Origin of the sequence: Mesorhizobium sp. LCM 4577 (assembly GCF_001854795.2) — a bacterium.
Taxonomy (GTDB): domain Bacteria; phylum Pseudomonadota; class Alphaproteobacteria; order Rhizobiales; family Rhizobiaceae; genus Mesorhizobium; species Mesorhizobium plurifarium.
In genome coordinates this window covers 1-20,590 of record NZ_MDDU01000054.1, presented here as the reverse complement: position 1 = coordinate 20,590, position 20,590 = coordinate 1, and the positions used below count along the sequence as shown (strand labels likewise).

The following is a 20,590-nucleotide window of genomic DNA, read 5'->3' as shown; positions in this document are numbered from 1 at the left end:
TCGGCCCTGGGGGATTTTCTATTTGCAGGTCCGGCCTGTCAGGAGACTTCGCCATATCCGTTCCGATCATCCTTGCCCTGCGCTAGGCTCCGGCTAGCCGAAACAGGATTGCCGCAAAGATGATCGTCCAGGCCTGCATCAACGGCGCTCGCCCCGCCGATTTCCACCCCGCTTTGCCGCTCGATCCTGATGCCATGGCGCGCGACGCAGCCGCCTCGATCGCTGCGGGCGCGGCCGAGCTGCATGTCCATGTGCGCGGCGCCGATGGCCGGGAAAGCCTGGCGCCGGAAGCGATGGACAGGACGGTCGCAGCGCTCCGCCGCGCCTGCCCGGGCACGCTGATCGGCGTCTCCACCGGCGCCTGGATCGAGAGGGATGATCTGCGCACGCTGGTCGCCATCTCCGGCTGGCGCGAGCTGCCCGACTATGCCTCGGTCAATCTCAGCGAGACGGCGGCACCTGTGGTCATGGAAAGCCTGCGCCAGCGTGGCATCGGCATCGAGGCCGGCCTTGCGTCCGTCGCCGACGCCGAGCGCTTGGTCGGGCTCGACCATGGCGGCCGGGTGCTGCGCGTGCTGATCGAGATTTCCGAACAGGCGCTGGGCGAAGCCTTTGCAGTGGCCGACGGCATCGAGACGGTCTTGCAGCGCGCCGGCATTCGCCGCTCGATCCTGCTGCATGGCGAGAACGCGACGGTCTGGCCCTTCGTGGAAAGGGCGGCGGCAAGGAAGTTGTCGACGCGGGTCGGGCTGGAGGATGGGAAGGCGTTGCCGGACGGCAGCGTGGCCGATGGGAATGCAGCGCTGGTGGCTGCGGCGGTGGGGATTTATCGCGGAGCATGACCCGGGTTCCTCGCCCCACGAAGTGGGTACGAAGTGGGGAGAGGTGGCTCGGCGAAGCCGAGACGGAGAGGGGAGCGCGCTACGAAGACCCCCTCTCCGTCCGCTTCGCGGACACCTCTCCCCCGCTTTCAGCGGGGGCGAGGAAGCGCTACTGCGTATCCGCGTTGGCCCTCAGCTCGGCGCGTTTCTCGTCCGACACCACGGCAAGGTCCAGCACCTTCTGCAAGCCGGCCGCGTGGCGGAAGGTCGGCTCGGTCTGCACGCCGCTCTTCACCGCCTCGACGAAGCGCTGGTAGTTGGTCGGCACGGTGCCGGCATCGAGCTCTTCCCATTTGGCATTCTCGACATTTGCGCCAGCGCAAGTCTTGAGGAGCGAGTCGTCGAGATTGTGCACCACCTCGATGCCACCCTTGTCGCCATAAATCCGCAGCCTGAGTTCGTTGATATGGCCGGTGGCCCAGCGGCTGGCATGCACCACGCCGAAGGCGCCGTTGGAAAAATCGAGCGTCATGGCGAAGCTGTCATTGGCGTCGAGCTGGTATTCGCCGATGCGGTTGCCCGGCGCCTTGTCGAAGGCGCGCAGCCGGCAGAACACATGGTCGATGTCGAGCGCCGCGCCATAGCTGGCGAAATCGAGGATGTGGATGCCGACGTCGCCGAGCACGCCGTTGGAGCCGTGGCCGCGCGACAGCCGCCACAGCCATTTCGGATCGGTGCGCCAGTCGCCCCAGAATTTCGATACCAGCCAGCTCTGCAGATAGGACGCCTCGACATGGCGCACCGTGCCGATCTCGCCGGCCTGCACCATCTGGCGTGCCTTCTGCAGCGCGGCGACGTTGCGATAGGTGAGGTTGACCATGTTGACGATGCCGGCGGCTTCCGCCGCATCGGCCATTTCGTTCGCCTTGCCGAAATTCTCGGCCAGCGGCTTCTCGCACAGCACCGGCTTGCCGGCGGCGACCAGCGCCATGGTGGTTGGGTGGTGGATGCGGTCGGGCGTGACATTGGCGACCGCGTCGAAATCGCCCCAGTCGAGCGCCGCCTCCAGCGAGGTGAAGCGCTTCGGGATTTTGTAGGCGTCGGCGTACTCGCCGACGCGAACCGCATCGACGTCGACCGCGCCGACGATGTCGACGCCCTCGATGGCGCCGAAGCGGCGGGCATGTTCCTGCGCCATCCAGCCGGTGCCGAGTATCAGAAGCCGCATTTTCTGCTCCTTTGAGCGGTTTGGTTCGATTCAATACTGTGAGGCGAATGTGACCCAGGCACTGTTTCCGCGCAATCCCAGCCGAAGCCGAGAGGGCCTTTTTTAGCGGAAGCCGGCCTCGCCATGCGCATGCAGCTTAGGCCCGCGCTCCTCGATCGGCTCCAGCGCCTTCTCGACCGGCACGTTCGGCGCATTGAGGACGGCGTGATTCGACCCTTGTGGGTTCACCGCCCACTTCACTGCGTTGCGCAGCACCTTCTGTACGGTAGCGTCGTGATAGGTCGGATAAGTCTCGTGTCCGGGGCGGAAGTAGAAGACATTGCCGGCGCCGCGCCGGTAGGTCAGCCCGGAGCGGAACACCTCGCCGCCCTGGAACCAGGATATGAAGACGGTCTCCAGCGGCTCCGGCACGGCGAATTGCTCGCCATACATCTCCTCGTTCTCCAGTTCGAAATAGTCGCCGACGCCTTCGGCGATCGGATGGCTGGGGCTCGTCACCCACAGCCGCTCGCGCTCGCCGGCCTCGCGCCATTTCAGCGTGCAGGGCGTGCCCATCAGCCGCTTGAAGATCTTSGAGAAGTGCCCGGAATGGAGCACGATCAGCCCCATGCCTTCCCAGACGCGCTTTGCGACACGCTCGACCACCTCGTCGGCCACCGCGCCATGGTCCTTGTGGCCCCACCAGACCAGCACGTCGGTTTCCGCAAGGCGGGCTTCCGGCAGGCCGTGCTCCGGCTGCTCCAGCGTTGCGGTCGAAGCGGAGATTGCCTTATCGGCGTTCAGGGCCTTGGCGATGGTCGCGTGCATGCCTTCCGGATAGATGCCGGCCACCACCTCATTGGTCCGCTCATGGATGTTCTCGCCCCAGACGACAGCGCGAATTGTCATGGATTGCCTCGTGATGATTGGGGTGGAGCCGCCCGACGGCCATTCATAAAGCGTTCGGGGTATATTGGAAGGCCTTTCACCTCATCCTGTCCGCCAGCCATTTCGCCGCGGCATCGGCTCCATTCGCGCGAACCTTGYCGGCAAGGGCACGGGCACGCGCCGGAACCTTCGGCGCCAATGCCATCTCCAGCGCCGCTGACAGCGAGGCCGCCGTAGGCCCCGCGCCGTCATGCGCGGCGCCGATGCCCAACTCCGCCACCCGCCGCGCCCAATAGGGCTGGTCGCCGATCTGCGGCACGATCACCTGCGGCGCTCCCGCCCGAGCGGCGGCAATGGTCGTGCCTGCGCCGCMATGGTGGATGACTGCGGCGACTCGGCCGAACAGCGCCTGCTGGTTGACCTCGCCGACGGCGAAGCAATCATCGCCATCGTCGACGGGGGCCAACTCTGCCCAGCCCTGCGCGAGCACCGTGCGGAAGCCCTTGGCGCGGATCGCCGCGATGGCGGCGCTGCCGGCTTCTTTGGCCACCGCTATCGAGCCGAAGCCGACATGGACCGGCGGCGGGCCTGCATTCAGGAAAGCCTCCAGCCCGTCGGGGAGGGGCCGTTCATCCGGCAGGATGAAGGCCCCGGTCTGCACCGCATCGATCAGGTCCGAGGGCAGCCACGGTCCCAGTGTCGGATCGCAGGCGAGCAGGACGGGATTGCCATAGACATAGTCCCGGACATTTTGCACCGGGGATAATCCCAGCGAGGCGCGACGGCCGTTGACCGCCTCGCCGAAGAGGGCGTTCTTGGTCCGGATGTCGATGTCCCACAAAAGCCGGTTGTCGGTCACGCCAGCCGGGAGCGGATGTCCAGGATATTCATGCGGCCGGTTGTGCTGCGACGGCAGCCAGATGGGGCAGAACGTGCCGAGCATGTAACGCGTGCCGCGTTGTTCCGCGACCAGCCGCGCGGCGGCGCAGGACGGGAAGAGGCCGAACGCCACCACGGCGTCGCAGCCTTCGGCAGCCGCGCTCAGCGCCTCATATTGCCTGGCGACGATCTCGGCCGCCTGGCCGGAAATGAGCCTGGCCCGGTCCTCGGGCGAGGCCGATCGCGACCGGTTGATCATTTCCTTCGCCCATTCGCGCACCGGCGCGAAGGCCGGCGCCAGCGGTACGCCCGCGCGGGCGAGAAGCGCGGCAAATTCCGCGTCGGCCGGCGCGCTCACCCTGGCCTGGACGCCATGCGCCTGCAAGGCCGCGCCCAGCGCCGCCAGCGGCTCCACGTCGCCGCGCGAGCCGTAAGTCGATAACAAGATCCGCATTCCATGCTCCGTCGGGGTTTTTCGGAGCAGCGTTGATACGCCATGTCCAGGGGCTTGCCGCAAGCCCGGGCTGCGCCATATCTACATTCTGGGAAGGGTCGCTATCGCTTCCTCGGGTGAGGTTGCGACCATCGCTGTGCTCGAAACGGCGACGGCAAATGCTCCGGCGCGTCTTGGCGCCAAGCCCTTCCGATCAGCAAGTGGGGATCGACAAAGCCGGCGGTCAGCGCGCCGGCTCGGGTGGGACTTAACCCTGGCGGCCTTCCTGGGCGACCTGGGTGGGGGACCTTGTGAGCCGCGGGACGACGACGAGGCGCTTGATCTTGCCCTTTTTGTAGGCGGCAAGGAAGCGGTGGTAGTCCTTGAAGACGACGCAGCCATTCGACTCGGCGCGGCCGCCGCGCAGCATATAGGTGTGCGCGAGCAGGCCGTTGCGGCCGTATTTGTTCCGGCCGCTGGTCGGCGTCAGGCGTATCGCCTCGACGCCATGGAAGCGCGATTCACGGATCGACAGATTGTAGGTGTCGGGCGGCGTCGGGCCGACATTCTTGCGGTCGACGAAACGCGGCTGGTCGACCATCGAACCCAGGCCCGAATGCGCCTCCAGCTTCGAGCCGTCGGGCATGTAGACGGTTCTCGCCGAGATATCGTAGACGGCGACGCCATTGCCCGTGGAAGGACCGTTGAAAAGGTTGCGGAAGGCGCTGCCGAGACCGCCGCTCTCCGGCGTGTCGGGCTTGGCATAGGCCAGCATCTCGGATGTCTGCGCCTTGCGCTTGCCGAGTTTGGACTCGGCAACCATCGGTTTCGAGCCCGCCACGCCCGGCAGGGCCTGGTCGCCGCTTCTCGGCGAGACTGCCGTCGGCGTGCTTTGCGCAGTGTCGGCCGCGGCCGGCTGCGGCTTGGCCTTGGCGGCCTGCGGCTTCGCGGCTTCGGGCTTCTGCGGCTTGGCCGCGTTCTGCTCGGGCGCCTCGGTAGCGCGCTCTAGCATGGTGCGCGGACGAAGGCCGGGCACAGCGATCGTGTCGGGCAAACCGTCCTGCGGCGGCAGCGAGGCGACCTGGTACGCGCCATCCTGGCCATTGTCGGGCTTGTCGGCGACATTCGGCGCGTCACTGTTTTGAAGCGCGACGGCGGTCGGAACGTCGGCCGTCTCCTCTGGCGATATGTTGGCGAGCGCGAGCGCCAACTCGGAAGCGCCAGCGATTTCGGCTGGCTGCGAACCGAACCGCGCTTCCGCCGGGGCGCCCGGCAGCGCGCCGCCGAAGCGGTTCGCCGAGGGCAGGCTGGCCAGCAGGAACGGCGCCTTCTCGGCGCGGGCAAAGGCATCGGCAAGCTTTTGCGGCGAAAGCGCCGCACGCTTCACCACGCCGTCGAAACGGTCGGCGGCCCCGGCGGCCGAAGCCACCACCGCGACCTTTTCCTGCGCGACGCTGTCGGGCGCCGGCAGCTTGAGGCGCGCCATCTTGCCGTCGCGGCCTTCATTCTTCTGTTTTTCAAAAGCTTGGCCGTTATGCCTGAAGCTTGTCGCGAGGTTGAAGCAGCCAGCGTCGCAGCCGCCGATAAGCGAGCCCGCCTTGTAGCCGCCATTGGCGGCAAGGCGTGGCGCCCATGCGTTGGCGATCTGGCGGCGCTGGTCGCCAAGCGCGATGTTGCGTGGCGAAAGCAGACCTTGCGGCAATCCCTTGGAAGCGGCGGTCAGCGAGGTGCTTACCGAATAGAGCCCCGCCAAAGTGGCGATGGACCATAGGGCAAGAGCGGCGCCGACAGCAGGCACCACAACCCAACGATGACCAGACTTTTTCGAAGTTACCCCCCCGTGAGGAGCGTCACCCCGGTTTTTCAAACGCAAAAACGCCATACGACCACTCTCAATCGGCATGCCGGTTTGCGGACCTGGCACCCGTCACGATCACAGTTCGCTGGTGCCCCCTGCACCTTCACGCGTCTGTTGCCGATTGATTCAAAAGATGGACAAAGATGGTTAACCAATCCCTCCACCAATCGCCGATTTGGCGACGGTCCATACGAAAAAAGAGCTTTTCCACGGTCTTCGCCACGGTAAAAATGCTCTTTCCACCTGCTTTGCTGCCCGTTTTTCCGGCCTCTGTCAAGAAACCGTGAAGACCGGAACCGCAGTAATCCTGGCCGCCTATCGGGCGATTAGGGTCAAAATGCGGCCTACGCGCCTGGCGCTGGAACAAGCCGGCCAAAGATGCGGTGGACCAGCCGGTCAAGCCGAGGGGAAGACATTGGGGCGCCAGAACACCCCGAAAAAGTCACCTCCGCCGCAGGGCGGAGGTGACATGAAGGGAGGAAACTAGGGGAAACAGAGCTTTTCGACCGGCGGCAGCATTTCGGACGCTCCTGGCCTGGCTGGCCGCGACCACGCTGGTGTCTTCAACGCGTTTCGTCCGTTGCGTCGGCGACACCGACGTGACGCCGATAGACCATTCCCCAGCCTTTCCAGCCGGTGAACAGAAGAATGAGAACGACGATCAGCGACAGGACCAGGCCGACCGGCACCACGGCCGCCTCCGCGTGGGCATATCGCGAATACCAATTGTAAAGTTCGATCAGGACGACAATCACGTTGCCGCCGGCGTGAAGCCATACGTCGCTAAGACTACGGATTTGGGCATCGCCCAAGACATCGGTCAGGCCGGCCAGGGCGGCCAGCGCGGCCATTATCAGACCCGCCCCAAGAAGCCAGAGCGAAGCGGAGACCCAAATCGGATTGCCGGTTCGCCAGAAGATGAGGTCGCAAACGAAGGTCGCGACGAAGAAGGCGATCGGGAATGGTATCAGCATTGCATGGATGGGATGGCCGGCAATGCTTGCGGTGCTGTGCGGATTGTGGGGGATCGTGTGCTGGACCATGGTGATGTCTCCCGCAGGCGTGGCGAGCGCCGCCTCATGCCACGTCGCGACATAGGCTCGGCGGCGGCAGGAGCCGTATCGCATACCAACCCCGATCTCCCCTGAATGTTCCATAACCCGAGGCGTGCTCGTCGAGCCACGCACTCCGTCAGCCAAAACCCGGCGCCGCTCTCGTCTTGCCGCTGAGCCGCGCGCCCATGGTCAATACTTGCGGAAAATTGCGGACAACAGCTCTCATCATGGCGCCGCCGCCGGGGCCAATGGCGATGCGCGCGATGGCTTCCGCAGCGAGGACACGGGTCGAGAATAATTCTCTCCAGGCCGCCTCGTAACGTCTGCCGACCGCTTCGCGTTTCGCCTGCCCACATCCTGCCGTGCCGAGTTCCCGGGCCAGGAGCCAGCCGGATTGAAGCGCCATCGATATGCCCTCTGCGATGATCGGATGCGACTCGCCGGCGATGTTGCCGACGCGAAAGATGTCCCCGTCGTAGCCGGTGCGGATGCCTGGTCGGATCGGGCCGGCGGCAAGCCACGGACCGTCGAGGCTGGCTTCCTGCAGCGCCTTCCGCGCACCCTCGCACGTCGCCCTGAGATGATGCTCGACAGCTTCGGCCGCCGAGACCTGGCCACCATGTTTGCGGGCAAGGTTGCCGCGCAACCGGGCGAGCATATCGCGCCTTATGCAGCAGGAGAGGGACATGCGGCCATGGTCTGCTAGCACCATGCCGCCATAGCCGCCGGGAAACGTCAGCAGCGGCATCAGGTCGGGCGGCAGCGTCGATCCTGAAAAATGCGCCTTGAAGCCGAGCAGGTCCGAGGGATGCCCTTTCTTCCCTAGCTGGCTCGGCAAAGGTCCCGGTTCCCACGAGCCATGCGCGGCGACAATTACCGGTGCCCGTAGGATCGTCGCCTCGTCGCGGGAATTCCGGGCTCCTGCCTGGATCCGCACCGCTTGGCAGACGCCATTGCGTTCGATGGCGACGGCGCGGCAAGGCTGAAAGACGTCCGCGCCGGCCGATCGGGCCGCATCCAACAGCAGCGAGTCCAGCACGTCGCGGCCGAGCGCCCGGCCGAAACCGTCTCCTGTCGCCGGCACGGACTTCGCACGCGGCATCGGCGCCTCGACGCTGGTATCGCCGGAAAAGAAGCCGATCCGGCGAATTTCGGGACCCGCCTCGGCCCGCCACGCATCGACGATCTCCAGTCGCTCGAGGAGCGCGAGATTGCTTGCCGAGATATATTCGCCGCACACCTTGCGACGCGGAAACGCGCTCTTTTCCACGATCGCCACAGTCCAGCCGCGCCGGGCCAGCGCCAGCGCCGCCGACGTGCCTGCCGGGCCGGCGCCGATGACGATCGCATCGTGGGTCGATGCCGGTCTCATGGCACAGCCTCGTCAGGCATCGGCGCGGCGCCGGCAAAGACATGGGAGAAGGGGCCGACGCTCCGCTCATCGAGTGGCCGGCCGCCGGCAGCGCTCCAGAGATCGGAAAGCTCGCTGCCGCGAAAACCGGCGCGCACGCTCTGAGCGGCGTCATGCCTAGTGACTTCATTGGCGCCGATCACCGGCAGAAGGCGAGTCGTCGCGAGCGCCAAGCCTGCCCTCAGCGGTTCCGTCGCCAGGAGCAATGGCGCCTTGCGAACCAGCAGCGAAAACAGACGCAGCAGTCCGGCCTCGTCGAAATGATGCAGAAACAGGTTGACCGTGATCACATCGAAAGCCCCGCCATCCGTCCTCTGCGCCCAGTCGAAGACATCGCCGGTGAAGGTTTCGAGTTTCCATCCCAGACCGGCGAAATCCGCCGTGAGCTCGGGCGTGACGAGACCGACGCGATCGAGCATCGTCAGCTCCACCTCCGGCCAGTCTCTTGTCATGCGCCAGGCGACTTTCAGCATGAAGGTGCCGTCGCCGGCGCCGATCTCAAGGATGCGGCGGGGCGCCGTGGCCACGAATTTTCTCATGAGCGATGCCATGATCGGCGCCTGGAACATCAGCGCGTTAATCCTGCGCAGATCGCGCCGCGAGTGGAGCGCCCGCGGATCGTCCGCGGCGAGGCGATCGAGGATTTCCGGGACGAGCGTCCGTCGATCGAGCGCGTTCATGGGGCGGTCCGGAACAACATGGTCTCGGCCGTCAGCCCGGGTCCGAACGACATGCCGCAGCCGAGCTGTCCGCCCGGCGCCTTCAGCATCTCTTCCATGACGAACATCACCGTCGCCGACGACATGTTGCCGTAGCGGCGCAGCACCTCGCGCGACGGCCCGAGCGCGGCCGGCGCGAGGTCGAGCGCCCTCTCGACGGCATCAAGAATACTGCGCCCACCGGGATGCACGGCCCAGAGGTCGATTGCCTCCGGCGGCCGGCCACCGAGGATAGCGTCCTGGTTGCTTCGCAGTGTTTCATGGACCGCCGCAGGCACCTTGCCCGAGAGGAACATATCGAAGCCGTGATCGCGGATATCCCAGGTCATCAACTCCCGCCGCTCCTCAGCGACGGTGCAGCGGAAGGAGTCGAGTTCGATACCGGACGGCTCGGCGGTTACGAGCGTCGCCGCGCAGCCGTCGCCCCAAAGGCAGAAGGACAGCAGCTTTTCCAGCTCGGTGGTTTCCCTCAGATGCAGGGTGCAGACCTCGATATTGACGACGAGGACCCTGGCCCGTGCGTCGGAGCGGACGATATGGCGGGCAAGCTTGAGGGCATTGACCGCGGCGTAGCAGCCCATGAACCCGATCATCGTGCGTTCGATACCGTCTGAGAGGCCGCATCGCGCGGCAAGGTCGAGGTCGATGCCCGGAGCGGAGAATCCGGTGCAGGTGGTGACGATGAGATGGGTGATGCGCGATGCCTCATCGCCAAGCTGCAATCCGTCGACGGCCTTTTGCGCCAGAATGGGTGCTGCTTGGCTGAACATAACCATCCTGGCGGCTGTTCCCGGAAAGGCGCCGCGCCTGAAGGTCCCGGCAAGGTCGGCCGACGGCCCTTCGGGGTCGAGAGCGGGCGCAAAGCAGGAAAAGCGGTGCTCGATGCCGGCAAGGCCGGCCATGCGCTGGAATATCCTCCTGCGGTCGGCGGTCAGCATGGAGGCCGCGTAGCGCAGGTAGAACTGGTGGACTTCATGCTCCGGAACCGCTGTCGCGATCCGGTTGATATAGGCGTTGGCGGACATCTACTGTCTCCCTGGGCCTCGGGCGCGGAGCGCGCTGTTGCCGGAGGGTTTCATTGCTCGCGAGCGCCTTTGTCGGGCGCCAGACGCTGAGCGTTGCCTGTTCGATAAACGTTTCGGGAAACCTGTTTCTTCCCTGGCGCGTGATCCCGAGCCTAAAAGATTTGGGAGGGAATAGTAGGCAAAATCAAACCGTTACAGCCTTTCCCTGCCTCTGGAAACAAGGACTGCGGGCCGATCACTTATTGCCTTGCGTCGCTCCGGGCACGATCAATGCTCCCTGGTCGTGCTCCGAATATCTGAAGCCGATAAAGAACAAGGCGATGATGATGAGGCAGATCGCCAGTACGGTGGCGAGAATCCTTCCCGGGTTTTCGGCAGGCGGTTTGTCTTCCATGGCGGTTCGCCTCGCATATAAACCCCGCGAGAGGATGAAGAGTTCCAAACTCGACGGCGCGGCCGCGGGGGTCGCCGGCGCGTAAGCGACGCGGCTTTGCTATCGCGAGAATTCACGGCTCGACGCCTTCGCCACGAAGATTCTCTGAACGCTCCCAGGGCGATGGGTGAGCGCATCACAAAAGTGACGCGCTCATGTCGCTATATGCCAGGCTCCCGCCGCCAAAACAGGGTTCATCGTTATGGATGCCAGCGAATTGCAGGCCATAGGTGATACGCTGATGCGCGTTGTCACCCCCGATATGAAACCGAAAGACCTGCTCAAGGCGGTGCGAAAACGGCATCCGGATGCCAAGAAGAAGGATATCGCCCGGGCGGCCTTCCACGCCATCATCGCCAACGCCGACCAGGACCCCGGCAAGTCGCGCAACCTCCAGGCCTTCGCGCTTGCCGAGCGTACCCAGCAATCGGAATAAATTGCCGCGAATTGTAGCGTGGGGCTTGCCGGAAACTTAATAAGCAGTTTCTAATTTAATGGCTCAACCGGCAGCTAGCCCCCAACCGGTAATGAGCTCATGACCAAAAACCTCGGCAATGCCAAACCCAGCGCTCCCGCCAAGGAGATAAACCCCTCGCTGTTCGGCAAGGCCGCGCCGGCGCTGTTTCCGCTGGTCGTCGCGGCGCTCGGCTATCTCGTCGGCCGGCATTTCTTCGGCTTTTGACGCGGCCGGCGGTCGTGAGGGCCATGCCCTTGCAGCTTTGGTCCTAGGGCCTAGGTCGTTCTTGTCCTTGGCTGGGCCCGAGCGCATGCTTATGACAGCCGGCGGCCTCGCAAACTCCGGTCAGGCCCGGCCGCCGAACCCAGTATCACCCCCCAAGGCTGCCGGGCCGCCGCCGCGGCGAATTCGTCCGCATCCACGCACCGCCAGGCGCCAGGCTGCGCGATCCGCAGCCCATCCGAACGCTTTCGAAATCCAGTGCCACGCCGTTTCGCAGACCGGACGTGGTAGCGAAGTCGGATTCCGCTGGGCAAAGTTGCAACGGCATGCATGCTCCACCATAATCGTCTTTATTCGCGGTGCCCCGCAATTGTGATGAATAACGGTGAGCTGGTTAGAACTAAACGCCGATAAGCCACCACTTTTCGACAAATCCAGGCGCGCTAGATCATATTGGGAATGAAATAGGCAGTTCTTCGAGCAAAGAGCAGGGGCTGTATATGGTAACGAGCGAGCCAGACAGTGTCCGCGTAAAAGCCATCAATGGTCAATGGATCGTGCGCGTCGTCGATGGCGGCAGGCTGACGCAGCAGGTGTTCGACATTCACGCGCAGGCCGAGATCTTCGCCGAGGAGGAGCGGCTGCGATTGGGGCTGCCCGGGGAACCGCCGACCGAGGAGCCGGTCGGGCCGCTGCGACGCGGGCGGGCCCGCTGAGGCATCTTCCACACGAGGGAGATTGGCAGCCCTACTACCCCAGATGCTCCGCCCTGAGCCTCTCTTTCATCCGCTGGAGCGCCGGCTCACCGCCGGCCGCGAGCTCATCCGCTATCTGCGCGAGCTTGTCGTCGGCATTGCGATGTTTGCTGCCCCAGGCGCCCAGCGTCGCCAGCACCGGTAAAAGGTCGATGCCGGCTTCCGTCAGCCGGTAGATCGCCTTCAGCGCATGCGTCGGGTCGCCGCTGCGGGTGACGATGCCTTCGTCCTGCAGCGTCTGCAGCCGCTCGGCGAGCGTCCGCGACGAGATGCCTTCATCGGATTGCAGGAACTCGCGAAAATGCCTTTTCCCGGCGAAGACCAGGTCGCGGATGATGAGCAGCGTCCAGCGGTCGCCGACGAGTTCGAGCGAGAGGTTGATCGGGCAGCCGGATCGTCCCTTGGTCGACATCGGTACGGTTCCATTTTAAAATCACTCTACTATTGACATCGCTCCTGCCCTGCGTCAAATGGTTTTAAAAGTAAATCATTTGAGCAGAGAGGAGAACGTGATGAACCAGCAAGCCAACCGTACGATCGTGGTCGTCGGCGCGACCAGCGAAGTCGGCGCCGAGGTTTCGGTCAGGCTGACCAGGGCAGGGCATAAGGTGCGCGGCATCGCCCGCAGCCTGGGCGTTGCGCTTGACGACCAGGCGGCGCTCGACGTTGCCTTCTCGGGCGCCGACAGCGCTTACGTGATGATCCCATTCGATGTCACCGCGCCCGATCTGCACCGCTTTGAGGACGAGGTCGGCGCACGGCTGGTATCCTCCATCGGCAAGGCGGGCTTGCGTCGGATCGTACTGCTCAGCGGCCTTAACGCCCATCTCAGAATGGGTACCTCGCTTGGCGCTGCGCTGATGGAAGAGCGGCTCGCCGCGCTGGGCCTGGAGGAACTCGTCTATCTGCGCGCTGCCTTCTTCATGGAGAATTTCATCAAGGGCATGGGCTTCCTCGAGCAGGCGGCGTCCGGAGTCTTCGCCTCGCCCTTCCGTGGCGACCTGCCGATGCCGCTGATTGCCGCCAAGGACATTGGCGAGCGCGCCGCCGCGCTATTGAGTGCCGAACATTTCCCGGCCCGACGCGTTGTCGAATTGCATGGCGGCGGTTCCTACACGCTCGAACAGGCCACCACGATCCTGGGCCGGGCCATCGGCAAGGACGTCGCCTACCATGAAGCGCCGTTCGCCGAAGCGCGGGCCGGCATGGTCGCCAATGGCATATCGGCGAGTTTTGCCGATGCGCTTGGCGAGACGGCGGCAAGTTTCAACAGAGGCGAGCGCTGGGCGCTGGAAGCCCCCACGGCCGAAAACGCCACGCCGACCAGCTTCGAAGCCTGGGCACGGGCTATCGCCCGTTCGCACGCTGCGGCCTGAGCTTTCACAGGGAGACCGGACATGAAAAAGCTCATCCTGCAAATGCAGATGTCGGTTGACGGTTTTGTCGGCTCCGACGAGGACCGCCGCTGGCAGCTCTGGGAATGGGGCGACGACAGCGCATGGGACGAGGAGCTCAAGCGGGACTTCAACGCTGTTTTCACGGCGATCGACACCATCCTGTTGAGCCGCAAGATGGCTGAGGAGGGGTATCTGACCCATTGGGGCAACGCGGCGAGGAAATATCCGAAGGACCCGTTCTACGCCTTCGCGCAACGCATCGTCGAGATTGAGAAGGTTGTGGCGAGCGACAAGCTCGAAGCATCGCGCTGGGAGCGCACGCGGGTCGTGAGCGGCGATCTGCCGCGCGAGGTGCGCAGGCTGAAGCAAGGCGCGGGCGGCGATATCGCCGTGTTCGGCGGTGCGGGCTTTGCGTCCGCGCTGATCGCCGCGGGCCTGGTCGACGAATTCCAGCTCTTCATCAATCCGGCGGTGCTGGGCAGCGGCCGCCGCATCTTCGACCAGGGTGGTTTTTCAAGCCTGAAGCTTCTCAGCTCGAAGGCCTATGCCTGCGGCATGGTGGTGAGCCGTTACGCGCCGGCGCAATGAGAGGTGCAACCGCGGCCGCGCTGCCTTGAATCAATCTGGCAGCGCGCCTTCTCAACCGCCTGTTTGGCCGTGCCTTTCCCGGATCGGCTGCGAGCCGCCTCCGCTGACGAGCCGCAGTTGCCCCGCTGGCCGGCCGGGCCGCGGCCAGGCTGCATGGTCATTGCCCGCGGCGACGAACCAGCGGGCCTCACGCCATGTCAGGCCGATAAGCACCCGCCCGGCATATTCCGCCGGCGACCCATTGCCCGCGTCGAACACCGCCCAGCTGCTCCCGGGCGGCTCCTGCACCGCGACGAACCTCATCGGAGACTCCATCTGTGAAGAGATGGGCAACATAGCAGGCGCGACTTGGCGTTCCTATGACGTGGCTCACATTGGCACACATTTATGGTGGATATCCGGACCTCGGCTGCAATCAGGCCGTGCGTCTACCGATCTCCGTAGCCATTGGCCCTACTGCCCCGCCTGGTCGGCATCGGTCAGCGTGCCGAGGAAGGCGACGATGTCGTCGATCTCTGCGTCGGTCAGCGCCGGCTTGTCGCCGGGTTTCCTGCCGTTGAACGGTGGGTCGGTGTTGAGGTTCGGCCAGTAGGCTTTCGGCAGGTCGTCGAATTTGTCGACCATGCCATCGGCCTTCTTCGGATACCAGCGCGCGGGATCGCTGTCGCGGCTGGCGTAGAAGGCGACCGCCTCGCGCAGCGTGTGGAAATAGCCATTGTGGAAGAAGCTTTTGCGCAAGGCCACGTTGCGCAAGGTCGGCGTCTTGAACAGCCCACAATATTCCGTCCGCCCTTTGAAGTCGGTGCGCAGCGGACCGCACAGGCCGAGGTCGACATAATTAGGATCCGCATTGGCGGGGATCGCCGGATTGCGCGGCACTGCGATCGCGATCAGGCCGTAATCGGTGAATTGCGGCGGCTCGCCGTCATTGGCGGGCTCGCTCAAATGGCAGCTCGCGCAATTGCCCTTCGCCTCGTCCTCGAACAGCATGCGGCCGCGCAGCTCCTGCGCCGAGAGCTGCGCCTTGCCGGCAAGGAAGGCGTCGTAGCGGCTGGAATAGGGATAGAAATCGGTGCTGCTCTGCTCGAAGGTGCCGAGCGCCTCCACCGCGGCGTCGAAGGCGTCCTGCGGATGGTCGAAGACATCGGCGCCGAAGGCAGCCTTGAAGGCGTCGGCATAGGGCGCTTTGCGCAGACTGGCGACCACCTGGGCCTCGTCCTTGTTGCCCATCTCGAAGGGCGACAGCAGCGGGATCCTCGCCTGATCCTTGCCATGGTCGGCACGGCCGTCCCAGGTCAGGCCGCCGGTCGGGCCGTTGTCGACGCTCTCGTCGCCTTCATCCTCGGAGTCGTAGAAATGCTCGGTGAAGGCGGGCGCGGCCTGCAGGTAGCGCAGCGACGGCACGGCGCGAATGCCGGGCCGGTCGAGGTTAGGTCCGCCCATCTCGACGGGTGCCGCCGATGCCGGTCCGAAGGCGTGGTTGGGATCATGGCAGGACGAGCAGGCCTGCTTGCCCGAGGCCGAGAGCGACGGATCGAAGAACATCTGCCGCCCCAACGCCGTCAGCGCCTCGGCGCGGGCGAAGGCGTCCTGGCGTGACATCGGGCCGGGATGGACGCCGGAAGGCTGCGCGGTGTTGGCAGGCGCGGTCAAGACGATCATCGCGGCCGCGCCAATGGCGATCCCCTGATTTCTCCAACGTCCCATCATCTTCGGCGACATCCCTGGGTTCTTTGGCGAAGTAGGAGGCTAGTACAACGGATTGATGACTGGCTTCCTCGCTCACGAAACCGTGTTCGGACGCTGCGGAACTGTCACATGGGTGACAAGGCGTCGAAGTAGCTGGGCATTGATGCAGCTGCGTCCCTGCATTGCCGTCCTCCAGCCATTCCCAAGCCACGAGGCATTTCCCGATGACCCGAACCTTTCTCTCCCTTTGCCTCGCCTCCACAGCGCTGGCATCGCTCTCCGCTGCTGCCCACGCGGCACCTCCCGGCTATGACAAGATCGACACCGTCGTCGTCATCTACGCCGAGAACCGCAGCTTCGATAACCTCTATGGCGGCTTCCCCGGCGCCAACGGCCTGGCCAACGTCTCGCCCGGCCAGGCGCGCCAGCTCGACCGCGACGGCACGCCGCTTTCCGAACTGCCGCCGGCTTGGGGCGGGCTGACCGGCAAGGGCGTCACGCCGGCGGTGACGGAGGCGCAGAGCGCGCATCTGGCCAACGCGACATTCGCGATCGACGATCCCAAGGGCTTCAACGAGGGCACCAACGTCGTCACGCACGATCTCTGGCACCGCTTCTACCAGGAGCAGATGCAGATCGACGGCGGCAAGAACGACAAGTTCGTCGCCTGGGCCGATTCCGGCTCGCTGGTGATGGGCCACTATGACGGCTCGGTCCTGCCAATGTGGAACATCGCCAAGAAATACGTGCTGGCGGACAATTTCTTCCAGGGCGCCTTCGGCGGCTCCTTCCTCAACCACTTCATGCTCGCCTGCGCCTGCGCGCCTTATTACCCGAACGCCGCCACCAGCCCGGTGAAGGGCCAGATCGCCGTCGTCGAACCGGACGGCGTGACGCTGAAGCCGGCCGACAATTCACCGGCCTCCGCACTTGGCGGCGTGCCGAAATTCGCCAATGACGGCGCCATCACGCCCGACTTCTACGCCGTCAACACCATGCAGCCGCCTTACCAGCCGAGCGCCAACAAGCCGGCCGAGGGCGGCGACAAGGCGCTGGCCGATCCGGCGCAGCCGACCACGCTGCCGCCGCAGCACGAGATCACCATCGGTGACCTGTTGTCGCTGAAGGGCATTTCCTGGGCCTGGTACTCGGGCGCCTGGCAGGCCGCGCTCGACGGCAAGAACGCGACGCCGGTGCCGAATTTCCAGTTCCACCACCAGCCCTTCAACTATTTCGCGGCCTATGCGCCGGGCACGGCCGCGCGGGCCGAGCACATCAAGGATGGCGGCCTCGACGGCGTCGAGTTCATCAAGGCGATCGACGACGGCAAACTGCCGGCCGTCACCTTCTACAAGCCGCAGGGCAACCTCAACGAACATGCCGGCTATGCCGATGTGACCTCCGGCGACCAGCACCTGACCGACCTCGTTTCGCATCTGGAGAAGAGCCCGCAATGGGCTCACATGCTGGTCGTCATCACCTATGACGAGAATGGCGGCTTCTGGGACCACGTCGCGCCGCCCAAGGCCGACCGCTGGGGCCCGGGCAACCGCATCCCGGCCTTCATCATCTCGCCCTATGCCAAGATGGGTATCGTCGACCACACCCAGTACGACACCACCTCGATCCTGCGCTTCATCACCAACCGCTACGACCTGCCGGTGCTGCCCGGCATCGTCGCCCGCGACAAGGCGCTGCGCAACAACGACCAGCCGCCGATGGGCGATCTGACGGCGGCGCTCGACCTGACGAAGTAGCGTTTCCTCGCCCCGCCAAAGGCGGGGAGCCGCGAAGCGGACGGAGAGGGGCCTTCGTAGGGCGCGATGCCAGTTGGCCGTCGCCGCGCTGCCCCTCATCCGCCCCTCGGGCACCTTCTCCCCGTATAGTGACGGGGAGAAGGAAATGGCCGCGACGCCGGCGACAAGCCCTTTCCTCCCGTCACTATACGGGGAGAAATGTCCGGCAGGACAATGAGGGGCAGCGCCGACCTTGCTGGTTGTCCTCAGCAATTCCCCTCCGCTATCAATGTCTCCAAAATTGGAGACTTCACGATGGCAGAATTGAAGGTCAGAACCCGAAATGTCGGCGCGCTCGCCGTCCTGCCGCCGGGCGGCCTGCCCACGGTCACGACTCCGACCGGCGGTGCGGTCGATGTCGTCACGCAGGTGAGCGCTCCGGGCTTCAGCCCGCTTGACCTGCTCTATGCTTCTTTGGCCGCCTGCATGGTGCTCAGCGCCCGCATCGCTGCCACGCGCCTCGGCGTCGCCGACCGGCTTGGCGAGGTAAGGGCGGATGTCACCGGCGACAAGGCGAAGGACGAGCCATCGCGGGTCGAGACATTCACCGTCAAGCTCGAGATCACCGGCGACCTCGATACGGCAACGAAGCAGCGCATCCTCGCCGACGCCGAGGGCATCTGCACTGTCTCCAACACTCTACGCGGCGCGCCGGCGCTGCACGCGACGCTAGGATGATCGCGATGGCGCATCTCTCGCCGATCGACTACGCGACCGCTTCCGACGAGATCCGTGCCGAGCACGACCGCGAGCTTGCGCTGCGCGGCCGCATGACCAACATGAAGCGCATCCTGCTGCATTCGCCGGCCGCCCACCGCATCTACGCCGAATGGTTCACGCTGCGCGACCTGCTGAAGCCGACGCTCGACGACCGCGCCATCTGGCTGTTCTCGAAGGCGATTGCCGAGACGATGCGCGCCGAGATCCCCGTGACCTTCTTCCGCCGCGCGCTGATCGACAGCGGGTTCGAACCCGAGGGGATTGCGCCTTCGGCCGACGAGGCGCTGCTGATAAAGTTTGGTAAGGCGGTCGCCGCCGATGCCAACGCCGTTCCGGACGAAACCTGGGCCGCGCTCAAGGCGCGCTATGACGAGACGCTGCTGGTAAACCTCACCGCCTTCGCCGGCATCATGGTGGCGACCTGCGTGTTCACCAATGCGGTGAGGGTGGATCTCGACCCGGAGTTGGAGAAGTATCGCAGAAAAGGTTGAGGCCGAGATCCTTCGCGCCCCCCTCTGTCCTGCCGGACATCTCCCCCACAAGGGGGGAGATCAGCTGCCGTCGCCGCTTTCGCCAATCTCCAGCGTCGCAAGAAAGAGCGCCGCCGCCCAAGCTGCCAATCTCCCCCCAAGTGGGGGAGATGTCCGGCAGGACAGAGGGGGGCGCTGTCCCTCCAGCTTCTCCGATGGATCTCACTCACCTCCGCAGGAATCGGGTGGCCGAGGCGCGTCCTTCTCCCCACTTTGGTCGCATCGAAGGAGCCGACCCATGACCATTCATTCCCTCAGCACCAAGCGCGTCAGCCGGTCCTCCGAATCCCGCGTCGCGGCGCAAGACTGGCAGGGCATCGTCTCAGACCTTAACGCCCATGGCTGCGCCGTCATGCCCGGCCTGCTGTCGGCCGAGGAGTGCGCCGACCTCGCCGGCCTCTATCCGCATGAGGAGCATTTCCGCAGCCATGTCGTGATGGCGCGCCATGGCTTCGGCAAGGGCGAATATCGCTACTTCAAATATCCGCTGCCGGACCTGATCGACGGGCTGCGCACCGCCCTCTACCCGCGCCTCGCAACCGTCGCCAACGACTGGAACGAGAAAATGGGCGTGGCGCAGCGCTATCCGGCTGAGCACGCTGCTTTCCTGGAGCGCTGCCACGACGAGGGCCAGACGAGGCCGACACCGCTTCTCTTGCAATACGGCCCTGGCGACTTCAACTGCCTGCATCAGGACCTCTACGGCGCGCTCGCCTTTCCGCTGCAGGTGGYGATCCTGTTGTCCGAACCTGGCGAGGATTTCACCGGCGGCGAATTCGTGCTCACCGAGCAGCGCCCGCGCATGCRAAGCCGCGCCGAGGTGGTGCCGCTCAAGCGCGGTGACGCGGTGATCTTTGCGGTGCATAACCGGCCGGTGCAGGGCACCAAGGGATATTACCGGGTGAATCTCAGACACGGGGTCAGCCGACTGAGATCAGGACGGCGACATACAGTCGGAATTATCTTCCACGACGCGAAGTAGGCGCAGCGCTGTTCCTCGCCCCCGCCGAGGCGGGGGAGAGGTGTCCGCGAAGCGGACGGAGAGGGGGCCTTCGTAGGGTGCTCCCCTCTCCGTCTCGGCTTCGCCGAGCCACCTCTCCCCACATTCGTCTAGGGGATGCACACATCTTTTGAAGTGAATGACTCGCTTTTGATTGGCGATCTTGTGTTGGGCTGTGATTCCGTCTGCGATGCGTTGATGGAGATGTGTCGCGATGTCAGCCCATGAGATCGGATTAGGAGCGTTCGGCGACGAGCGCTTGCAAAAAAGGGGGCCCAGCTGCTGGGGCTCATGGTGGATCGTCAGAGCGTTTGCGTTCGACGGCTTGYGGGAGGATCGCGGGGACGGATCATTGGCTTTGGCCGGTTCCTGGCGAACAAGCGGGTGACGACGCAGAGCCTGATCGAAGGCTGGGGGCTGACGAGTTCGCAGGCCTGCGCTGGCCGTCACGTGCTGGCGGTCCAAGACACCAGTGAGATCAACTTTACGACCACGGCGCAGCACCGGCGGGGCCTGGGCGAGATCGGCAAGGGCGGCAACGTCCGAGGCGCGCTGCTGCATGCAATGTTGGCGTTGGATGCGGGAACGGGCGAGGTGCTCGGACTGGTATCGGGCCAGATCTGGACGCGCGATGGCCGGGTGGAAACGCCACATAGTCAACGGTTATTGGCCGACAAGGAATCGCAGCGCTGGCTGGCCACGGCCGA

Annotated in this window: 23 protein-coding genes and 1 pseudogene; 11 read left to right on the top strand and 13 right to left on the bottom strand. The window is 64.9% G+C overall.

Annotated features, from left to right (window positions below; genetic code table 11):
* The first annotated feature begins 119 nt into the window (after window positions 1–119).
* Window positions 120–842, top strand: coding sequence for a 3-keto-5-aminohexanoate cleavage protein (locus LCM4577_RS30420; protein ID WP_071035822.1), 723 nt, complete (start codon window positions 120–122; stop codon window positions 840–842).
* 148 nt (window positions 843–990) lie between these two features.
* On the opposite strand, the gene LCM4577_RS30415 is transcribed toward LCM4577_RS30420, so the two are convergent.
* The 10 genes from LCM4577_RS30415 to LCM4577_RS30370 form a co-directional block, all read right to left on the bottom strand.
* A complete protein-coding gene (locus LCM4577_RS30415; RefSeq protein ID WP_071074577.1) occupies window positions 991–2,049 on the bottom strand; it encodes a Gfo/Idh/MocA family protein in 1,059 nt (352 codons plus the stop codon).
* Window positions 2,050–2,151: 102 nt separating this feature from the next.
* Window positions 2,152–2,937, bottom strand: a complete 786-nt coding sequence (locus tag LCM4577_RS30410) for a ThuA domain-containing protein (protein WP_071074576.1) — start codon at window positions 2,935–2,937, stop codon at window positions 2,152–2,154.
* 76 nt (window positions 2,938–3,013) lie between these two features.
* The gene (locus LCM4577_RS30405; protein WP_071074575.1) at window positions 3,014–4,249 is read right to left on the bottom strand and encodes a glycosyltransferase; all 1,236 of its coding nucleotides are present in this window, start codon (window positions 4,247–4,249) and stop codon (window positions 3,014–3,016) included.
* Between the two features lie 247 nt (window positions 4,250–4,496).
* A complete protein-coding gene (locus LCM4577_RS30400) occupies window positions 4,497–6,026 on the bottom strand; it encodes a tlde1 domain-containing protein (protein WP_244508473.1) in 1,530 nt (509 codons plus the stop codon).
* A gap of 163 nt (window positions 6,027–6,189) precedes the next feature.
* Window positions 6,190–6,486 carry a hypothetical protein gene (locus tag LCM4577_RS30395; RefSeq protein WP_131803315.1) on the bottom strand — a complete coding sequence of 99 codons (297 nt, stop codon included), beginning with the start codon at window positions 6,484–6,486 and terminating at the stop codon, window positions 6,190–6,192.
* Window positions 6,487–6,649: 163 nt separating this feature from the next.
* Window positions 6,650–7,129: a DUF2231 domain-containing protein gene (locus LCM4577_RS30390; RefSeq protein WP_071035934.1), complete on the bottom strand. Its 480-nt coding sequence runs from the start codon at window positions 7,127–7,129 to the stop codon at window positions 6,650–6,652.
* A gap of 148 nt (window positions 7,130–7,277) precedes the next feature.
* On the bottom strand, window positions 7,278–8,513 hold the full coding sequence (locus LCM4577_RS30385) for an NAD(P)/FAD-dependent oxidoreductase (RefSeq protein WP_071074574.1): 1,236 nt from the start codon (window positions 8,511–8,513) through the stop codon (window positions 7,278–7,280).
* Window positions 8,510–9,232 (bottom strand): hypothetical protein, encoded by a 723-nt coding sequence (locus LCM4577_RS30380; RefSeq protein WP_071074573.1) that lies wholly within the window; start codon window positions 9,230–9,232, stop codon window positions 8,510–8,512. Before LCM4577_RS30380 ends, LCM4577_RS30385 begins: the two co-directional genes overlap by 4 nt.
* Entirely contained in the window at window positions 9,229–10,296 is a 1,068-nt protein-coding gene (locus LCM4577_RS30375) for a type III polyketide synthase (protein WP_041010848.1), read from the bottom strand. Before LCM4577_RS30375 ends, LCM4577_RS30380 begins: the two co-directional genes overlap by 4 nt.
* A gap of 235 nt (window positions 10,297–10,531) precedes the next feature.
* Window positions 10,532–10,690: a hypothetical protein gene (locus tag LCM4577_RS30370; protein ID WP_157900517.1), complete on the bottom strand. Its 159-nt coding sequence runs from the start codon at window positions 10,688–10,690 to the stop codon at window positions 10,532–10,534.
* A gap of 280 nt (window positions 10,691–10,970) precedes the next feature.
* On the opposite strand from LCM4577_RS30370, the gene LCM4577_RS30365 reads away from it, so the two are divergent.
* The 3 genes from LCM4577_RS30365 to LCM4577_RS30355 all read left to right on the top strand — a co-directional run bounded on the left by LCM4577_RS30365 (window position 10,971) and on the right by LCM4577_RS30355 (window position 12,124).
* Window positions 10,971–11,165 carry a hypothetical protein gene (locus LCM4577_RS30365; RefSeq protein ID WP_320411881.1) on the top strand — a complete coding sequence of 65 codons (195 nt, stop codon included), beginning with the start codon at window positions 10,971–10,973 and terminating at the stop codon, window positions 11,163–11,165.
* Window positions 11,166–11,264: 99 nt separating this feature from the next.
* A complete protein-coding gene (locus tag LCM4577_RS30360) occupies window positions 11,265–11,411 on the top strand; it encodes a hypothetical protein (protein WP_116390217.1) in 147 nt (48 codons plus the stop codon).
* 497 nt (window positions 11,412–11,908) lie between these two features.
* Complete coding sequence (locus LCM4577_RS30355) at window positions 11,909–12,124, top strand: hypothetical protein (protein WP_041009222.1); 216 nt, start codon at window positions 11,909–11,911, stop codon at window positions 12,122–12,124.
* A 34-nt stretch (window positions 12,125–12,158) separates the two neighbouring features.
* On the opposite strand, the gene LCM4577_RS30350 is transcribed toward LCM4577_RS30355, so the two are convergent.
* Complete coding sequence (locus LCM4577_RS30350) at window positions 12,159–12,575, bottom strand: helix-turn-helix domain-containing protein (protein WP_071074572.1); 417 nt, start codon at window positions 12,573–12,575, stop codon at window positions 12,159–12,161.
* A 100-nt stretch (window positions 12,576–12,675) separates the two neighbouring features.
* Between LCM4577_RS30350 and LCM4577_RS30345 the strand changes: the two genes are divergently transcribed.
* Window positions 12,676–13,539, top strand: coding sequence for an NmrA family NAD(P)-binding protein (locus tag LCM4577_RS30345; protein WP_071035831.1), 864 nt, complete (start codon window positions 12,676–12,678; stop codon window positions 13,537–13,539).
* A 21-nt stretch (window positions 13,540–13,560) separates the two neighbouring features.
* A complete protein-coding gene (locus LCM4577_RS30340) occupies window positions 13,561–14,148 on the top strand; it encodes a dihydrofolate reductase family protein (RefSeq protein ID WP_071035832.1) in 588 nt (195 codons plus the stop codon).
* A 51-nt stretch (window positions 14,149–14,199) separates the two neighbouring features.
* On the opposite strand, the gene LCM4577_RS30335 is transcribed toward LCM4577_RS30340, so the two are convergent.
* Both LCM4577_RS30335 and LCM4577_RS30330 read right to left on the bottom strand, forming a co-directional pair.
* A complete protein-coding gene (locus tag LCM4577_RS30335) occupies window positions 14,200–14,451 on the bottom strand; it encodes a hypothetical protein (protein WP_071074571.1) in 252 nt (83 codons plus the stop codon).
* A 150-nt stretch (window positions 14,452–14,601) separates the two neighbouring features.
* Window positions 14,602–15,810 (bottom strand): cytochrome-c peroxidase, encoded by a 1,209-nt coding sequence (locus tag LCM4577_RS30330; protein ID WP_244508472.1) that lies wholly within the window; start codon window positions 15,808–15,810, stop codon window positions 14,602–14,604.
* Between the two features lie 251 nt (window positions 15,811–16,061).
* Between LCM4577_RS30330 and LCM4577_RS30325 the strand changes: the two genes are divergently transcribed.
* The 5 genes and pseudogenes from LCM4577_RS30325 to LCM4577_RS30305 form a co-directional block, all read left to right on the top strand.
* A complete protein-coding gene (locus tag LCM4577_RS30325; protein WP_071074569.1) occupies window positions 16,062–17,594 on the top strand; it encodes an acid phosphatase in 1,533 nt (510 codons plus the stop codon).
* A gap of 294 nt (window positions 17,595–17,888) precedes the next feature.
* The gene (locus tag LCM4577_RS30320; protein ID WP_071035836.1) at window positions 17,889–18,311 is read left to right on the top strand and encodes an OsmC family protein; all 423 of its coding nucleotides are present in this window, start codon (window positions 17,889–17,891) and stop codon (window positions 18,309–18,311) included.
* A 5-nt stretch (window positions 18,312–18,316) separates the two neighbouring features.
* Complete coding sequence (locus LCM4577_RS30315) at window positions 18,317–18,844, top strand: hypothetical protein (protein WP_071074693.1); 528 nt, start codon at window positions 18,317–18,319, stop codon at window positions 18,842–18,844.
* Between the two features lie 277 nt (window positions 18,845–19,121).
* Window positions 19,122–19,865 (top strand): 2OG-Fe(II) oxygenase, encoded by a 744-nt coding sequence (locus LCM4577_RS30310; RefSeq protein ID WP_071074568.1) that lies wholly within the window; start codon window positions 19,122–19,124, stop codon window positions 19,863–19,865.
* A gap of 402 nt (window positions 19,866–20,267) precedes the next feature.
* Window positions 20,268–20,590: pseudogene (locus LCM4577_RS30305) on the top strand (transposase); the annotation flags it as partial.

Excerpts from the sequence above, each read along its gene's own strand:
- LCM4577_RS30420 (WP_071035822.1), top strand. The coding sequence starts at position 120 with ATGATCGTCCAGGCCTGCATCAACGGCGCTCGCCCCGCCGATTTCCAC.
- LCM4577_RS30415 (WP_071074577.1), bottom strand. The coding sequence starts at position 2,049 with ATGCGGCTTCTGATACTCGGCACCGGCTGGATGGCGCAGGAACATGCC.
- LCM4577_RS30390 (WP_071035934.1), bottom strand. The coding sequence starts at position 7,129 with ATGGTCCAGCACACGATCCCCCACAATCCGCACAGCACCGCAAGCATT.
- LCM4577_RS30385 (WP_071074574.1), bottom strand. The coding sequence starts at position 8,513 with ATGAGACCGGCATCGACCCACGATGCGATCGTCATCGGCGCCGGCCCG.
- LCM4577_RS30380 (WP_071074573.1), bottom strand. The coding sequence starts at position 9,232 with ATGAACGCGCTCGATCGACGGACGCTCGTCCCGGAAATCCTCGATCGC.
- LCM4577_RS30375 (WP_041010848.1), bottom strand. The coding sequence starts at position 10,296 with ATGTCCGCCAACGCCTATATCAACCGGATCGCGACAGCGGTTCCGGAG.
- LCM4577_RS30370 (WP_157900517.1), bottom strand. The coding sequence starts at position 10,690 with ATGGAAGACAAACCGCCTGCCGAAAACCCGGGAAGGATTCTCGCCACC.
- LCM4577_RS30365 (WP_320411881.1), top strand. The coding sequence starts at position 10,971 with ATGCGCGTTGTCACCCCCGATATGAAACCGAAAGACCTGCTCAAGGCG.
- LCM4577_RS30360 (WP_116390217.1), top strand. The coding sequence starts at position 11,265 with ATGACCAAAAACCTCGGCAATGCCAAACCCAGCGCTCCCGCCAAGGAG.
- LCM4577_RS30355 (WP_041009222.1), top strand. The coding sequence starts at position 11,909 with ATGGTAACGAGCGAGCCAGACAGTGTCCGCGTAAAAGCCATCAATGGT.
- LCM4577_RS30350 (WP_071074572.1), bottom strand. The coding sequence starts at position 12,575 with ATGTCGACCAAGGGACGATCCGGCTGCCCGATCAACCTCTCGCTCGAA.
- LCM4577_RS30345 (WP_071035831.1), top strand. The coding sequence starts at position 12,676 with ATGAACCAGCAAGCCAACCGTACGATCGTGGTCGTCGGCGCGACCAGC.
- LCM4577_RS30340 (WP_071035832.1), top strand. The coding sequence starts at position 13,561 with ATGAAAAAGCTCATCCTGCAAATGCAGATGTCGGTTGACGGTTTTGTC.
- LCM4577_RS30335 (WP_071074571.1), bottom strand. The coding sequence starts at position 14,451 with ATGAGGTTCGTCGCGGTGCAGGAGCCGCCCGGGAGCAGCTGGGCGGTG.
- LCM4577_RS30330 (WP_244508472.1), bottom strand. The coding sequence starts at position 15,810 with ATGATCGTCTTGACCGCGCCTGCCAACACCGCGCAGCCTTCCGGCGTC.
- LCM4577_RS30325 (WP_071074569.1), top strand. The coding sequence starts at position 16,062 with ATGACCCGAACCTTTCTCTCCCTTTGCCTCGCCTCCACAGCGCTGGCA.
- LCM4577_RS30320 (WP_071035836.1), top strand. The coding sequence starts at position 17,889 with ATGGCAGAATTGAAGGTCAGAACCCGAAATGTCGGCGCGCTCGCCGTC.
- LCM4577_RS30315 (WP_071074693.1), top strand. The coding sequence starts at position 18,317 with ATGGCGCATCTCTCGCCGATCGACTACGCGACCGCTTCCGACGAGATC.